The 16,465-nt window shown below is 37.1% G+C and carries 11 protein-coding genes; 5 read left to right on the top strand and 6 right to left on the bottom strand.

Annotation, left to right across the window (positions count from 1 at the left end; genetic code table 11):
* Positions 1-8: 8 nt before the first annotated feature.
* The 4 genes from H1R81_RS07735 to H1R81_RS07720 all read right to left on the bottom strand — a co-directional run bounded on the left by H1R81_RS07735 (position 9) and on the right by H1R81_RS07720 (position 8,080).
* Entirely contained in the window at positions 9-1,982 is a 1,974-nt protein-coding gene (locus H1R81_RS07735) for a 3-coathanger stack domain-containing protein (protein WP_181840135.1), read from the bottom strand.
* Positions 1,983-2,171: 189 nt separating this feature from the next.
* Entirely contained in the window at positions 2,172-5,348 is a 3,177-nt protein-coding gene (locus H1R81_RS07730; protein WP_181840134.1) for a 3-coathanger stack domain-containing protein, read from the bottom strand.
* Positions 5,349-5,361: 13 nt separating this feature from the next.
* The gene (locus H1R81_RS07725) at positions 5,362-6,438 is read right to left on the bottom strand and encodes a hypothetical protein (protein WP_181840133.1); all 1,077 of its coding nucleotides are present in this window, start codon (positions 6,436-6,438) and stop codon (positions 5,362-5,364) included.
* 148 nt (positions 6,439-6,586) lie between these two features.
* A complete protein-coding gene (locus H1R81_RS07720; protein ID WP_181840132.1) occupies positions 6,587-8,080 on the bottom strand; it encodes a 3-coathanger stack domain-containing protein in 1,494 nt (497 codons plus the stop codon).
* 266 nt (positions 8,081-8,346) lie between these two features.
* Between H1R81_RS07720 and H1R81_RS07715 the strand changes: the two genes are divergently transcribed.
* Complete coding sequence (locus tag H1R81_RS07715) at positions 8,347-9,126, top strand: response regulator transcription factor (protein ID WP_181840131.1); 780 nt, start codon at positions 8,347-8,349, stop codon at positions 9,124-9,126.
* A gap of 78 nt (positions 9,127-9,204) precedes the next feature.
* Here the strand turns inward: H1R81_RS07715 and H1R81_RS07710 are convergent, their stop codons facing one another.
* Complete coding sequence (locus tag H1R81_RS07710) at positions 9,205-9,498, bottom strand: LytTR family DNA-binding domain-containing protein (RefSeq protein ID WP_181840130.1); 294 nt, start codon at positions 9,496-9,498, stop codon at positions 9,205-9,207.
* A gap of 131 nt (positions 9,499-9,629) precedes the next feature.
* Between H1R81_RS07710 and H1R81_RS07705 the strand changes: the two genes are divergently transcribed.
* From H1R81_RS07705 to H1R81_RS07695, 3 genes are all read left to right on the top strand, one after another.
* Positions 9,630-11,480 (top strand): 7TM-DISM domain-containing protein, encoded by a 1,851-nt coding sequence (locus tag H1R81_RS07705; protein WP_181840129.1) that lies wholly within the window; start codon positions 9,630-9,632, stop codon positions 11,478-11,480.
* A gap of 127 nt (positions 11,481-11,607) precedes the next feature.
* Positions 11,608-12,240 (top strand): response regulator transcription factor, encoded by a 633-nt coding sequence (locus tag H1R81_RS07700; protein ID WP_181840128.1) that lies wholly within the window; start codon positions 11,608-11,610, stop codon positions 12,238-12,240.
* A gap of 1,026 nt (positions 12,241-13,266) precedes the next feature.
* A complete protein-coding gene (locus tag H1R81_RS07695) occupies positions 13,267-13,761 on the top strand; it encodes a hypothetical protein (RefSeq protein ID WP_181840127.1) in 495 nt (164 codons plus the stop codon).
* Between the two features lie 34 nt (positions 13,762-13,795).
* On the opposite strand, the gene H1R81_RS07690 is transcribed toward H1R81_RS07695, so the two are convergent.
* Positions 13,796-14,440 (bottom strand): ankyrin repeat domain-containing protein, encoded by a 645-nt coding sequence (locus H1R81_RS07690; protein ID WP_181840126.1) that lies wholly within the window; start codon positions 14,438-14,440, stop codon positions 13,796-13,798.
* 169 nt (positions 14,441-14,609) lie between these two features.
* Here H1R81_RS07690 and H1R81_RS07685 point away from each other — a divergent pair, with 169 nt between their 5' ends.
* A complete protein-coding gene (locus tag H1R81_RS07685; protein ID WP_181840125.1) occupies positions 14,610-16,463 on the top strand; it encodes a T9SS type A sorting domain-containing protein in 1,854 nt (617 codons plus the stop codon).
* Positions 16,464-16,465: the final 2 nt, after the last annotated feature.

Raw genomic sequence — 16,465 nt, 5'->3', positions numbered from 1 at the left:
AATTATTATCAATTACACCCCCCAATCTCAGCCTTAAATACAGTCCCGGCATCAGCTTTGAAATTCGGACTAAGAAGTATTGATTTCGCTTGATAAGTTACATTGGCTGTACCAGTAATCTGATTAGATGCCTGAATTTTCCCGTTTGTTGCAGAGGCTTTTTTTTCAATCACACCACTATTGATGTTGTCAGTTGGAGAAACAAGCGTCTGTAAAACTAAACAAGGTGGCGGACAACCAAAGTTGCTGGTTGATTCATAAACGCCAATATCCACCGTACAATAAGATACCCGATTTGCACCTTCAAGGTCTTTTATTACTGCTGATAAATCAGGCGTTTGTCCAGCATCAAATACAGTTTTATTACCCGCATTTAACGCAGGACTATTGAGCGAAATATGATAATCCCCCCCGGCAAAAGGAGCTGTTTCAAAAGTTGGCGCATTACTAAAAAGTGGATTGCTATCAATAATAGAGGTTCCGGCTGCATATCCACCCCGTATCAGGCTATAACTAACAGTTGTATTCACGTTAGCGTAACCATATAAGTTAGAAATCTCACTGCTATTCCCATAGCTGATGCAATTCCTTATATTAGCAGATGAATTAATAGCATTACCTACCGCTCCTCCGGCTCCTCCGAGTTCGGCAATATACCAGATTTCATCATCTGTAGCATTATTTCCCGAAAAGGTACAGTTGGTAATAAAGGTTTGACCAGCAAAATAATTAAAAATTCCAGCCCCACTTTTGGCTTTATTGCCAGAAAAAATACAATCAGTAATAATTGCATCTGATTGGCTGGAAAGCCCCCCACCAAATCCAGGAGATTTATTGCCAGAAATAATACAATCTGTAATCCGGCATTTTATGGGCAAATCCAGCGTAGAGATTAATAAAATTCCTCCTCCTCCCCAGCCATAGGCCGCATACCCTTCAATAGCTGTATTATTTGATTTAATTGTACATTTCGACATCAGAACAAGACTTTGGCTGTAGGCAGCTCCGCCACCATCAAGTGCAGTATTTTCTTCAAACAAGCAATTTGTGACAGATAAATCAGGAGAAAGTCTGTCGTAAAGCCCTCCTCCAAAGCCATGATTTACTGAGGTTCCACTTCCTCCTCTATAATTACTCGTCTTATTTCTACTAAAGTTGCAATTCTCAATATTGCTTGAAGTAGAATAATTATAAATTCCCCCTCCTGATCCTCCATAGTTTTCTAAAAACTCACAATTATTAACTACAATCGAATTTGATGAATAGTTGCAAATCCCACCACCGAAATTAATACATACATTCTTTGAGAAATGAGTATTGTAGATAGAGGCCGATGAATTTGTAGTATAAATCCCCGCCCCAAAATCAAGTGACTTGTTTCCGATAAACTGGCAATTATGTAATTGTGGAGAAGCTGAATCTATATACAACCCACCCCCGTTTCTTGTTTTTATACTAAACCCATTCACCAAAAACTCTTCATCAAGCCCTCCGATAAAATCAGCTTCACCACCGGTTATCGTAAAACCATCAATTTTCAGAGAACCTACTTCTCCCACAGCTATAACAACATGCCTGCTATTAGTACCATAAATAAAGGTACTGATACCATTAGTTAAAAAATCATTTTTATCAACATCTCCGCTTAAAATGCTGGGATTGTCAGGATTCAATATCCGTTGATTCAAACTGGTTTCAAACCCGCCGAATCCCCCATAAATTTTTATATTGGCTTTCAGCAGGAAAGAATAATACGGTAATCCTGGATTACTACTATTGGCTGAAACTGTTGGATAGTAAGTTCCGGATGCCACAAAAATTATATCATTTGCATTGCTGATATTAATCATTTGTTGCAGATTTCCTGAAGCATCTATCCAGGATGTTCCAGCACCTCCACCTCCTACTTTAACATAACGGATGGTCTGCCCCAGAATAGATGTTGTAGAAAGCAGAAAAAAAAATAAAAAATGTGTTTTCATAAAATAAAATTGATTCACAGGCCTCGCGATTTCTATGTAAAAACTCTTACATTCTGGCTATCTCCCGTCACCTCTTAATCACCAGCATACACTTGCCACTTTTGAGTTGTACTCCTTTTAGGTAATAGCCAATACAAATGCAGACTATGTTAAAACGGAGCAACCGATTTTACCGATTGCTCCCTTACATCAATTACACCCCCCAACTTCTGCTTTAAATACTGTGCCTGCATCAGCCCTGAAACCAGTCGTTAAAAGGATAGATTTGGCCTGATAAGTAACATTGGCATTATTACTTACTTTATTGCTGGCCGATATGCTTCCACTAACTGCATTGGCACTTTTGATGACAGATAAACTCGAATAATCATCCGCAGGCGAGGCTAAACTTAAAATACCTGCACAAGGCAACGGACAAATAGAAGTAACCGAAAACGTTTTCGACGGATTAGTAGTAATTACCGGATTTGAAGAAATTATTCTAATCTGATAGCCTGTGCCGTATGGCGTACCATAAGGTACTTTGGCCGTAATAGTACCCGCAGCAGTGCTTGTGAGCGTTCCTAAATTAATAGGATTACTGAAATCGCCGAATTTATCAGACAATTGAGCAGTAAATACATTGCCTGCATTATAAGTGCCCGATATAGTAAACGGAATACTAAACTGACTAATCGTACAAGATGAGGTTGGCGCCGCTGCTCCTACAAAAGCAATATTGGTTTGCTTGTAGAAGTTGGCTACACCAACAGTACCCCATTTGTTATTGGTGTCTTTGGCACGCACAAACAACCGGTGCTCTCCGTTGCTGACATTTGTCAGGTTAATAGCACTATTGATAGTTCCCGAAGTTGCTCCGGCTGTAATAGCGGCCTCACGACCATTGCTATTTGTAAAGCTAGAACCCGATATAGGCAGGTTTGTACCATTGCCAAAACCGGGGTCGGTATCAATAAAGTACTCGGCATTATTAAGCGTTCCGGCTATCTCAACGGCTTCTTTTACAAATGGCCTTACCACAACAGTCGTCCATTTATTATCAACGTCTTTTACTCTTACGCTTAGCCAGTGTTGCCCTTCGCTTAAGGTGTTGATAGGCATACTAATCACCAGATTATTCAATTGCTGTCCGGCCGTAATAGGATAATTAGTCGCGTTTCCAAATCCAGGGTCATTATCGAAGAAATACTCTACTTTTACAATATCAGATGGTGTAGCCGGTGCCGTTGCTATCTTTAAAAAGGGTCTTATGGAAATAGACCCCCATTTATCATTACCGTCTTTTGCCCGAACAGTCAACCAGTGAAATCCTTCAGATAAATTACCGACATGAATACTTACATTCAGATTATTGATAGCAGGATTTGCAGAAAACCCACCGATGGCGGTTCCATTGCCAAAGCCAGGGTCGTTATCGAAGAAATATTCTATGTATGTAACATTGGTATTCGGATCAGGACAATCAGAAACAGTTATAGTGGTTATATTACTATTAACGCTTGAACAATTATTAAGCTGGCAGGTGGCCGAATAATCTGTAGTTACCTGTGGCATTACTTCAATTGAATTTCCTTTTTCACCAGTACTCCAGATGGTTGTACCATAGCAGTAAACAGCAGTGAGTTTTACCTTTGTTCCTTTGCAGATTGTCTGGCTTGGTGTGGTAATAATGGGCGTATTGGTTATACCACGTACAAATACCTGAACAGCATTCACGCTTGGTGCTGTACATGAACCTATCTGACAAGTAGCTGTATAAGTTGTGGTTACGCCGGGGTTTACAGAAACCGAACTACCGCTTGCACCACTGCTCCACACGATGGCTCCACCTGTACAATTCGAGGCCGTGAGTGTAACAGACTCTCCGGCACAGATATTTTTATTGGCAGTATTGATAACCAGTGAAGCTGGCGAAGGTGAAACGACTGTTATTGTTTTATTAATTGTTGCAGTGCAGGTATTAAGCGTACAGGTGGCTGTATAAATGGTGGTTTGCAGCGTGCTGACTGTAACACTACTGGTGGTAGCACCGTTACTCCATAAAATACCACCTGTGCAGCCGGTAAGTGTTAAGGTAGAACTGGTATTTGGGCAGACAGCCGAACCTGGTGCGCCATTAATTACCAAGGCGGCTGGGGAATCAACCACAGTTATTTGTACAGGTTCACTGGTAGGACTTATAGTACAACCTATCGGACGGCACGTGGCAGTATAACTGGTGGTAGAACCCGGACTAATAATCAATGGGTTTGCCGTACTACCTGTATTCCAGGTCACAGTGCCATTACAATTACTTACCTGCAACACTGCTGCTGACCCTTTACAAATGGTGGGTGTAGAGGTAGCGACTGTTGGGGCAGATGTATTGTTATTGACGGTAATTTTTACAGGCGTAGCCGTTGAAATACAGCCATTATTAGTAATTTTTACTGAATATTCACCTGTTTGGTTTACTGCATACGTATTACTATTAGCACCCGAAATGTCTGAACCATTGAAAGTCCATTGATAAGTATAACCTGATGCCACACTTAAACTGACGTTTTGCCCTTGGCAGACCTCTGCATTGCCTGTTACGGTAATAGTGGCATTTACGGGAGTATTACAGATTGTAAATTCTCTCATGCCTACTGTACCCCATATTCCAAGAGCATTTTTGGCCCTTACAAATAATTTGTGAGTACCAACAGGGATACCCGTCAGGTTTGCCATAATGTTCAGATTATTAATCTGGCTGCCCGGTTGAAAACTCACAGCAGCAGCGTTGCCAAAACCCGGGTCGAAATCAATGAAGTACTCTACTTGTACCATATTACTCAAAGACCCCGCCGTTGGAATAGTGGCTTTTATAAATGGCCGTACAACCACAGTGCTCCATTGGCCGTCATTATCTCTTGCTCTTACCGAGATTCTGTGCATGCCCTCGCTTACAGCAGAAAGCGGAACAGTAAAGACTATATCATTAGAAGTGTTGGCTGTAAAAGGTACAGCTGTACCATTGCCAGAACCAGGATCTGTATCGATAAAATATTCAAGCCTGTCAACAAAGCCAACAGGAATAGACGAGATAAGAATATGTTCTTTTAAAAACGGACGTATAACCGTAGTGCTCCAGGTATTCTGGCTGTCTTTAGCCCGTACACCCAGGAAATGAAATCCATTCTGAATGTTACTGACTGGTAGATCTACATTATTGACCGTAAGAGCGGTATCTGGTGTAAAACTGATAGCCATACCATTGCCATGACCGGGGTCAAAATCGAAATAATATTCGATTCGGGTAATAGTATTCTGAGCAAAAACTGAGACTGACCACAGAAAGCTAAATCCTATCAGAATTACCGAACGTAAAACGGGGTATTTCATAAGCAGGATTTTTTCAGTTGTTTGACCTTACACTGATAGTAATACTTAACGGAGTTGTATTGCTACCTGAGCCAGTATTGGTAAATGAAGTGATAATTGGTGATTTTGGCAGACCTGAGAGCCTGTAAGCATTAGCTCCATTACCAAAAGCTCCTGCTTCCCCACCGCCAGCGGCGGCGGTTTTAGCAGGAGAGTTAGGGGCAAGCTGGAAATCATTATCTACCGCATACATGGTGCCACCATTATAATCATAACCCCATGGATTTCCACCATTCAGAAATATAGTACTGGGGTTAACTCCGTTGATATTTCCACTACCAGAAGGTAAACCATTAATATTTGTACACAAATTATTGGAAATACTTGAACCCAGACAATTATTACATATTGTGGCTCCGCTCAAAAGGGCACGAGCATCAAAAATATTATTAGTTATGGTAGAATTAGTTGCTTGATAAATAAAATTTTCGGCTCCAAAAGTATTATAGGATATAATACTATTACTAACATTTTCGATTAACCAAAGCCCTCTGAAGCCAACTATAATATTGTTGGTAATAGTCATATTACTACTCCCTCCACCTGACCCGAAAATATAACGGAATATATTGTTTTTTATAATACTGCCGTTACCAGTGGAAGTAGAACCCGAAACAATCCTACCGCTTACACCAGTGTTAACTGAGTGAAAAAGACACCGTTCGACCTTAATATTTTCTGCGTTTATAGAAACACCGCCGAAAGCTACACTTGTAATTGAACTATTCTGACTACCATTCTCAAATGTTATACCGCCAACTGATGGCACTCTTTTATCAAAAAAAGTATTTGGGTTTTTATCTAAATAGTAACCAGGTCCTACAATATGTACCGTTTTAATAATAGTCCCTTCACCATAATTTGGATTTACAGATGGTTCAAGCGAAATAATATCACCTGGGTCAGCAGCATCATGTGCAGCCTGCAAGGTAGTATATACATTAGGGTCATTTAAACCAGGAGTATTATTTACACGACGGATGGTCTGAGCATTGAGTTGTAGCAAGAAGCCATATACAAATGTTACAATAAGGATAGAGGTTTTTTTCATTTTCTGAGTTTTTATATAAACTATGTTCGACTTATTATTTTTGATACTTTTTAGAGCTATACAGTCAAAATTTTGCTGTAGGATTCGGGGCAAATGAAATTTTATAATTTCGTTAATAACTGGTATTTTTCATGATTCTTGAACAGTATCACTGGCAAGTCTTTATTTCGGCATTAAATACTGCTCCGTTTAATACAGTAAATGTCGGATTGAGCGTAATACTTTTACCGGCATAATAACCCGTCTGGATATTAGCGGGAATACTCTGTGTTGAGGTAATAGTTTGTGTGGCCTGACGATCACCAGATGAGGCTGTCCCGCTTAAGGTCAGGTCTGCTCCTACTGATGTAATATTGATAACACTACTTTGAGGACTTGTACAACCGTGCAAATTAGTTGAACAAACGAGTGAGTAAGAACCTGGTGCATTTACATTTATACTATAGTTGGTTGTAGCACCATTACTCCATAAATAGTTCCCCATTGTACAGCCATTTCCTGTTAAAGTAATCGAAGTGTTGGGGCATAACACCGTTGCACTTGCTGTTATTGTAGGAGCAACAGGCGCAGGCACCGTAACATTTATTGTAATACCGCCGTTACAAACCTGTGTATCGCTACAGGTGGCTGTATAGGTCATGGTATAAGGAGGTACAACAACAACCGACGCTCCGGTTCCGGCATCATTATCCCAGATAATTGTACCTGTACATCCACTTGCTGTTAATGTTGTAGAAGTCCCTTTACAAAAGTTATTATTACTGGCCTCTACAATTATTTTATTTTTCAGGGTCAGATTTACTGTATTACCAACCAAACTGGTACACCCATCTATTGTTTGGGTAGCAAAATAACTACTTGAAACATCTGGGGTAAAAGCAGCAGATAAATTACTGGAAGAGGTGGTTCCGTTCGACCAATTCATTATTCTTGGGATAATACTGCAACCACCACAATAAAGTTGAATGGATGTTCCGCTACAAGCAGTGTAATTATTATCTCCTTCATTGGTAACCCCTGTACCTAAAATACTGATCTGTGGCGTTGGTGGAGCAGTAACATTCACCGTTACACTACCAATACAATAATCAGGAGCACTACATGTAACACTATAGGTCGTGGAACTTGTTGGTGAAACCGTTATACTTGTTCCTATGCCACCCCCGTTATTCCAGAATACTGTCCCTGTGCACCCGCTTGCAGTAAGTGTAGCAGAGGTTCCGATGCAAATCGTTCCTCCGCCACCTAAGGTCATAAAATTAGAACAGGCTTCTGTGCAGTCACCACTGATAGTGCCCCCAAAACCATAGCCACAAGGGGGTGTCGGGAAATTACCTGCAAGAGTTGTAAGTGTTGTATATTGAAACTCTGACGGACTTACCTGTTCTTTACTAACCAATTCCCATGCTGTGGTATTCCATCTCATAATAAAACTGCACCCCACCCCATACTGACCTGAAAAACCAAACTCATATTGATTTCTTCCGTTATGAGGCGTATTTCTTAAATTATAGGTTTTGTTGGCATCAGTTGCAGAACAATAACCAGTACCGTAGTAAGTAGAACCTGCTAAAGTAATAGTTTGGGAAAAACCAGTTAATGAACTCATCAAGACAATCATTGAAAGTAAGATTTTTTTCATTTTTTATTGGGTTTGACAGAATTAATTAATCTTTACATTTCAGGAAATTTCTTTTTGGTTTTTCGAAACCGCTTACTCCAGGTGGCAATAGTTACACCCTATCTGATAATGTTATCTGTTTGAGATGATTTACCCGATAATTTTTCAATCCACTAAAGCTTGCTTATATGTGCAAAATTGTATATTTGAAGAGTGATGCACAATACCCCTTTTTAGGTATTTTTCAGACTTTTATTAGAATTTCGCTTAATAACAATGCATGAAATATGAAAAAGAAAACCGCTATAACTTTTCTTGAATATTTAGATAAGATTGAGAATCCCGATTTAGAAAAGTATAATTATTCCGAAGAAATCAGAGAGGTTGTTTCAGCCGAAAAGTTTTTAAAAAACTTTTCGATAGCTGTTTTTGTAGCAGATTTCCAGACGGGTACTTATCCTTTTATCGGTGAAGGTGTTGAAGAAGTTATGGGGCACCCATTAGGAGCCTTTCTGGAAGGGGGGCTTAAGTTTACTGACTACATACTGGAAGTACCAGCAGAAATTGATAATAAATGCCTGAACCAGCAAATCATTTTATTTGATAGCCTGAAAGGTAAAAAAATGCCTGACATACGATTTAAAATGACTATTCCGATAACTGATAAAAAAAAGAAAAAGAGATTTTATTGTCAGCAATACAAAATCATTCGACGTGAATCTGATTATTTCCCACTGGGTTTTTATGGCTTTGTTACTAAAGTTCCAGATACCGGAGAAGAAAAAGTAACACAACAAATAGAACTATTAAATAGTGAAAAAAACCAATGGGAGGTCTCCAGTAATTTAGAGTTTTATCTCAATGTGGATGAAAACAAATTGCTTAGTAAAAGGGAAATTGAAATATTGAAGTGGATTTCGGAAGGATTAAACAGTGAACAGATAGCTACTAAACTTTATATAAGTGTTCACACAGTTAAGACTCATAGAAAAAATATGCTTAGACGAACAAACTCTTCAAACAGTGCAGATTTAATTCGTTATGGAATTGAACATAAATTACTTTGAGTGGTAAATCCATTCAACCCGACTATATAAAACCATAGCTTTTAATGTTTCAGAACATATTTTATTAATTTCCATATTTCATAAATCAGCAATCAGGCCACGCTTACGCCTCGAAACTTTTATTTCTTTGCCATTGGCCATTTTAATAAATGAGTTATGCCCTCTTTTATAAATGCTGATGATATAGTGTGGATTAAGCAGATAAGAGCGATGAATTCTTAAAAAATGGTTGGTTTCTTCTTTATTCTCATAATATTTAAGTGTAAAAGATGAAATCCTTTTTTTCCCATTCTCAAAATGAAAAATGCTGTAGTTTACATCAGCCTCTAAATAAATAATATTATCGGGCGAAATTGTCTTAGATAAGCTCATGATAAAAGCAAGTTTATTTTATGTTTCAAAATTAGTCTCGATGTGCAGATAGTTACAATACCCCAAAAGAGGTATTTTAGATGAAAGTTAAATACGATAGTTTTGCTATTCAGTGCCGACTAAATTATCTAATGAAAAAACTACTCTCTGTTATTTGCTTTTTTGTCTTAGTAAATATTAAATCTAATGCACAAAATATCTTTGAGATAAACGAAGATTTTGTAAGTTCTCCTTTAGTTGGTTATTTATATGTCTTTACAGACACTTCCAATAAAATAAGTAATTCACAACTGGATTTTAGTAGGTTTAAATTATACCAGCAGGAAAGCCTGAATTTTGGCACCAATGGACAGAGAAACTGGATTATGCTCAACTGCCGCAATAACTCCAACGTGGCAAAAGATATAGTTGTTGATATGGATATTGTGTACCTTGATTCGTTTGATTATTATATTTATGCAGGCGATTCTTTAATCAGAAAAAGAGAAGGAATTAACTGGCAAACCTCCTTAAGTGAAAGAGACATTGACTCCAGATATTTTGCTTTTCCAATAACGCTTAGTCCCCATACGCAGTACAAGATTCTCATAAGCGTCAGAGAAACCAATGGATATTTGTACTGCCCCCTCACGCTATTCACCCAAAGAGAATTTCAACGTCAGTATATTGAGTTCGATACGATATTTTTTTCAGCTGTTTCTGTGCTGGCTGTAATTGCCCTCATTAGTCTTTTCTTTCTCATGGCTTATCCCCAATGGATAATTCTTTATTATTTTATTTATATACTCGGCAATATCGGGTATGCACTCAATATAGAAGGTTATATGGCGCACTACGCACCCAACTTTCTCAGCACATCAAGATGGTATGCTATATCAAGTCTTCTCATCCGTATCATGAGTATATTCTTTGCTTTACACTTTATTCTGCCAGAGCATCGATCAAAACTCAGAGGACTGACTATATTATACAGGGCTTATCTTGGGGTTCTTTTTTTGTTCCTGTTTTATATTTCGTTTTTCCCTTTCAATCACACAATTGCTGAAACCAACGCTTATGCAAGTTCATGGGTTCAACTGGTTTTGCTTATGATTGTAATAGAAGGAATAATCATGAAAAGGCGGAATTCTTTCATTTATTTGTTTTCTATCTTACCTGTGCAGGCAACCAATATCCTGCTTTTTCTTAGAATTACAGGAATTGCCGATATACCCGAAGAAACGCTTGATAACTCCTCTTTTTATCTTTTTCTTTATATAGCACCCGTTTTTGAATTTATTGTATTAGGTATTGCTATTCTGAATGATATTATTCAGGAAAGAAAAACGCTGACTGAAGAATTAAATATGACTCAACAGAAACTACTGAATGTACAGGAAATTGAGCGGGAAAGAATTGCGCAGGATTTACACGATGATTTAGGAGGCACTCTGGCAACTATTAATACTCAGATTAACCTAATTCATAAAGATAAAACTGATAATAGTACTTATAGTAAAATAGATACCCTGAAAAGCATGGTTGCAAAGGCTTCTAATGATATTCGCCGGATTGCACACAATCTTATGCCCCCCGGGTTTGAGAAAATTGGGCTTAAAAACTCTCTTGAATATCTGGTAAACAATGCCTCCGGCAAAAATCTGAAATTTGAGTTTATAAGTTTTGGGATTGAAAGAAGGCTCCCTGATGAAGTTGAGATTAACCTTTACCGGATTACCTCTGAATTGATAAGCAATATTCATAAACATGCTATGGCAAGCAGGGCATCAGTACAATTACTTTACTTTCAAACACATTTAAGTATTCTGGTTGAAGACAATGGCATTGGATTTAAAGACCGGATCGAAAAAAACGAAGGGATTGGACTTAAAAATGTCAGCCTTAGAGCAAAGTATATCGGAGCTACTCTTACTATTGACACAGGTCAAAATGGTAGCACCTATATTTTAGAAATTAAAATAGGTGCCGAAGAAAAAAAATAATATTAATGCAATCGAGAGAAGTGTAAAAAATATTACCTTAAGGTCTCGATATATTATGAATTACTTAATTATAAATCAGGAAACAGTAAATAGGTTAATAACCTGAGTTTCCTAACATACACAACCAATGCCAAACCCTATAAAAGTTTTAATTATTGACGACCACCATCTCTTCGTTGAAGGTGTAAAAACTATACTTTATGAATTACCTGATTTTGAGGTATGCGGACAGGTTTTTATGGCTAAAAATATTGATAATGCTATTCAGACACTAACGCCTGATCTTATTCTGCTTGACATTAATCTTCATGGTGAAAATGGTATTGAAATTGGTGCACGGATATTGAAACAATGGCCTGTAAAAATTATTATCCTTACGATGTATAATCAACCCAAAATAATGGAGGAAGTTCAGAAATTTGGTTTTCATGGTTATTTGTTAAAAGACTCAACGAAAGAAGAAATAATTGAAGGAATACGGGAGGTTTCAAATGGTAGAAATTTCTTTGACAATAAAGTTAGTGACAGGTCATCAAATAGCTTACCTTACAACGATGATTTTGCAAGAAAACTGAACCTGACATTTCGGGAAGTTGAACTAATACGCTTACTAAAACAAGGTTTGCGAAATGAAGAAATTGCCCGTAGACTCAATTTAAGCGTTTTTACTATTAAAACACATCGCAAAAATATTCATTACAAACTCGGAATTAATAGTGTTGCTGAACTTATATATTTTGCTAATCAAAATGGTATTTAATCTGGTTCTTTTAAGGCTCTTTATACCCTGTTAATATTAATAACAAAAGCTCTTTGTTAATATTAGTATGAATTAATCAATCTGTTATTGTAGAGAACCTTGCTATAAAATACTACTAATACAAGCAATCATATCTGTGGTTCTGTAGCTACGGCTTTATACTTTTATCTACTCTAAACTCATTATTCACATTTATTCCTATATTAACTTTAGACAACTTCTGATAATAAAACATTGTCAGCCAACTGATCTTACATTGCCTGACCAAATCTCTCATAGGTAATTCTCTCCATTTACATCCGACCGCCAATGCGGCCTGTCTTTAAACGTTTGAAAATTACTCACACAATTCACCATAGACTTACTTTATATTTAGACCCTCGCTATCCTGAACTTGGATCAGAAATCAGTTCTTAGTTAATCATTTTTTCCGTTATTCTGAATAGGGCTGATCGGTGTTTTGATTATGTTCTACTCTGATTACAAACTTAACACTTGCCAACCTTATTTATTTACCTGTTTTTCTATCCCAATCCTTTTCTCTAACACTAATTCCAGGAAGAACAGATGTACTTTTTTTATTATGACCTATACCTATTATTACAAGATAACTTCCTTTTTTTCCTGCGCGTATCCAATGAAATTATTATATTTGTATGTCTGTATAGACTGATATTCGTCTATAAGATATAAAAAAAAGCGGAATATACCATCCGGGCCGCTCCTGAGTTCCTGAATTAAATAGCTCTCAAATTGTTGCTTTCCATTTTTAACATTTTACTATCGGTTTTCATGCCAGACTCTTCAAATCAGGTAGTAAATCATAAATTGTAGTTTATTTACAATACTAAATAAAGTATTATGCGTGGTTCATGCCATACTATCAGCAAATATGTATTGTAATTTGCAAGAAAGCCTTGAATGTTTCTCAATTTTAAGAGTTAGTATAACTTCCTAAAATCACGATGTTAAAAACTTAATAGTCCCAATATTTAATATTACTAAGTTAATATGACCAATATTTTTATGTTTAGAACTCCCGACAGCAAAATCATTCAATTAACAAAACTAACCTTTCAGGAAAAAAATACTTTAATATCAAATGACCTCAACAGCCGCAGTATCCGAATATTGGATAGCATGCATAATCTTGCCTATGCTTTATCAGACGGAAAAGTTTTACATGAGGCAACACCTCATAAGTATGCACATCTTTTTGATAATGTTGAAGATTATAAAAGTTTTATCAAAGGAGAAAATTTTTATGATTCCGTAGTATTGTATAACAGCAATCAGGCATACGCTTCTTTCGGCATAAGACCATCAAAACTCAATAAGATTCTAAAAAACAAATACCATATTGATACTAACTACTCAGACAAGGAAGGGTACAGAACTTACCTTTTTGAAAACGGAAGTGTCTGTTTTATAAACTTAGTTACTAAAAATCAACGGGCGTTCTGGTTCGAAAATAAAACCACTTTCGATTATTATTTTTATAATGTGTTTGGGAATCTATAATCCAATTAAACTTGCTATTAAATGATCAGACAACTCAAGCTAATAGTATTTTTAACTCCGGATTCCGGCTTCCTATCAAATCAAATACCGTGTTTCCATCGGCATTCGGGATACTTTTATCACTACCTGCTGCAACCAAAATTCTTACACATTCGAGATACCCGCTTAAATCCTTGCTATCAGTTGATTTTAAACCATGTACAGCCCAGAACAGTGGTGTTGATTTAAAATCAATACATAGTTTATTAATATCCAGTTGTTCCTCTAAAAGCCTTTTCACAACCTTAGGTCTGCCACACCAGGCTGCCCAATGCAAAGCTGTACCCCCATGGCATCCCGGATGATGAATATCTGCACCTTGATCAATATAAAAAATTGCCAGCTGGTCGGCATGAAGACTTGCGGCGGCAACCAACGGAGAATCTTTTTTCACTACCATCTCACCACCATTAATATTTGCCCCATATTCAAGAAATATTTTTGCCATTTCAACCCCGTCAGCATCACTGTACTTTCCACTAAATACACCATCACAAATCCGGTGAAGTGGGTGTGCTTTGGCTGTATTTGATGCATCGTAGGGTAACCCTTCATTGGCAAGTGCCGGGTTTTGAGACAAGATATTTCTAAGGCCTTGTAGGTCCTTTTTATTAATGAGTTCTCTTATTTGCCATTCCATTGGTTTCTTCTGTATTAATAACAAATGTTATGCAATTTTTCGGAATATCCATATGGATATTCATTAAAAAAAGAAGAACGACAAGACATCTTTTAAGTTTGGCATAAATCATTGTTTTATGAATAATTATTGGTTACTTTTCGAAATAATTTTAATGCTACATAAACTCATGACTAAGAAAGGATTCTCCATTGTTCTGTTGTTATTATCCTGCTATTTTTCATACGCGCAAGAACAAGCACCAGCCATAGAATGGGTAGAGCCCTATAATGGTGGCAATAGAGGTGGAAGTATTACTGCTTTTCCGGGGCCTAATGCTTTATTTGCACTAATAAAAGCACAGAACTCAATTAGTGGTTCAGCAAGTATCAGTAAATTTTATGCTGATGGGCTTGTAAAAAATCAATTCATATTTGCGGAAGGTGGGTCAAGCAATGCCCCTACTATGTCACAATATGCTTCACAAGATGGTGGTGTACTTGTCTATCTTTTTTTAAGTAGAACTCTCAGAAAATATGATGCCGGGTTGAATTTGAGTTGGCAAAAAACTTTTGATTATACTATACTAAGTGCAAGTGCAACGCTTGATAATGGTTTTTATATGTTAACTTCGGGTCTTAACCCACTCTTCCAGATTTCAAGAGTAAAAAATGATGGTAGTATTGAGTGGTCTGTTGACATTACAGCTTTTATAAATAATATTGGAGATATACAAACAAGTAGCGATGGTGGGGTAATTATTACTACAGGTAATGGCGTAAGAAAATACTCAGCAACCGGACAACTGATGTGGGCAAATACTGATATTAGTGGGGGGTATCAACTTATAACGGGTGGCGCTTCAATTATTTATCTACTCTCTACCAACAGTCTGTTAAATATCCGTAATATTATTCAATTAAATACCTCAACAGGAAACATTAACTGGACAAGACCGTTGGCAGGAGAATATATAGTAGATTTTGAAAGGACTTCTGATAATGGCTGTGTATTTAGTACAGATACAGGTGTGTATAAATACAATGTGGCAGGAGATTTACAATGGAAGAATACGAATTATGGTTCTGCTAAAATTGCAACCACAGGCGACAGCAAAATATTTGTAATAAAAAATAACACCATTATAAAGCTGACATTTGCCAATGAACAAGTCTGGGCTAAAAGTTTTAACAGCGATAATTACATTATTCAGGATATACATGGTGCTTCTGATTTTGGTTTATACGCAACAGCAGTCAAGAATGGCATAAGTTTTACTACTGCCCCCGATTACATTCTTTTTAAACTTGCCCCTCCCGTTACTCCTTGTAAATCAACCATTCACATTACCGGTGACACAACTGTCACGTGTAATATTGGTACCAGAGTGATTTCGTCTACCATTGGCAACGCCTCACTGGAATATACGAATCTATTGACAGACATTGGTTTCCAATGGAAAAGAAACGATATAGCTATACCCTCTGCAACTACCTATTCATACACCGCCTCGCAAGCCGGAAGGTATAGTTTAAGTATTACTCAGAAGCAATGTGAAGCCACTTCATCTGCTATAACTTTATCCCAGATTATCATTCCACAACCAGAAATTAAACAGTCTAATGACAGTTTAATTTCAAGTGCCTTGGTAGGCAACAAGTGGTACCTGAATGGCACCGAACTACCCTTCACATCACAGAAAATAAAGTTTACAGAAGTAGGTAACTATCAGGTAAAAGTATTTGAAAAAAATTGTGAAAGTGTCATTTCAGCTAATTTTATACCTATAATTTTAGCAAATGAGGAAGCTTCTGCACATATACAAATATACCCTAACCCGGCTTCTGATAAAGCATTTATAAAATCGACCAAAGCTTTTAGTTATCAATTAATTGATGTAACAGGTCGATTATTAAATCAATCTGTCACCAAAAGTTTTAGCCATACCATTGATCTCAATCGTTTCTCGTCTGGCAATTACTTTGTGATTCTACAGGAAGAGAATGGCAATAGTTTTGTCCGGAAATTGTCTATTAATCGTTAGTA

Source organism: Emticicia sp. BO119 (assembly GCF_013912375.1).
In the GTDB taxonomy this organism is placed as follows: domain Bacteria; phylum Bacteroidota; class Bacteroidia; order Cytophagales; family Spirosomataceae; genus Emticicia.
Note: the sequence above shows the minus strand (reverse complement) of the source record. Positions and strands in the feature narration are given on the sequence as shown.